We start from the raw sequence: 919 nt of genomic DNA, 5'->3' as shown, positions 1-919 counted from the left end.
CTGGCGGCGCGCCGCCAGAAGCAACGGGTGCGCAGCGCAACCCTGTTCACCACCCTGCTGGACTTCTCCCAGCCGGGCGAACTCGGCATCTTCATCCACGAGCCGATCATCGCGGCCCTGGAGGTCCAGAATGAGGCCAAGGGCATCATGGATGGTCGCCAGCTGGCGGTCTCCTTCAGCCTGCTACGGGAGAACAATCTCTACTGGAACTACTACATCGACAGCTACCTCAAGGGCAAGAGCCCGGTTGCCTTCGATCTGCTGCACTGGAACAGCGACAGCACCAACGTGGCGGGCAAGACCCACAACAGCCTGCTGCGCCGTCTCTATCTTGAGAACCAGCTGGTAAAGGGAGAGCTCAAGATCCGCCAGACCCGCATCGATCTTTCCAAGGTGAAGACGCCGGTGTTGCTGGTGTCGGCCATCGACGATCACATCGCGCTCTGGCAAGGCACCTGGCAAGGCATGAAGCTGTTTGGCGGCGAGCAGCGCTTCATCCTGGCCGAATCGGGTCACATCGCCGGCATCATCAATCCACCGGCGGCCAACAAATATGGCTTCTGGCAGAACGAGGCGCACTGCGAGAGCCCCGAAGCCTGGCATGAAGGCGCAACCCATCAGACCGGCTCCTGGTGGCCACAGCTGACCGCCTTTATCAAGGCACGGGACGGGGAGCACGACCCCATCCCCGCCCGCGTGCCCGGCGAAGGCCTGGCTGCCGCCCCCGGCGACTACGTCAAGGCGCGGCTCAACCCCATCTTCACCAAGGCAACCGAAGAGGTATCTGCATGAGCACTCACAGGATCACGCTCGTCGTCGGCCAGAAGGCCAGCCTGAGCAAGCGCTTCGGGCCGGCGGAAGTGAGCGCCTTCGCCGGCTTGTCGGAGGATTTCAATCCGCTGCACCTGGATCCGGCCTT

1 protein-coding gene is annotated in these 919 nt (G+C 63.0%); it reads left to right on the top strand.

All coding sequences use genetic code 11. From position 1 onward, the window contains the following. On the top strand, positions 1-792 hold a 792-nt coding region (locus BN1137_RS03490), incomplete at its 5' end, for an alpha/beta fold hydrolase (RefSeq protein WP_157433620.1). Between the last annotated feature and the right edge of the window lie 127 nt (positions 793-919).

The sequence above is a fragment of the Aeromonas tecta genome (assembly GCF_000820185.1).
Taxonomy (GTDB): domain Bacteria; phylum Pseudomonadota; class Gammaproteobacteria; order Enterobacterales; family Aeromonadaceae; genus Aeromonas; species Aeromonas tecta.
The sequence above is the reverse complement of the archived record's forward strand: the minus strand, read 5'-3'. Positions and strand labels throughout refer to the sequence as shown.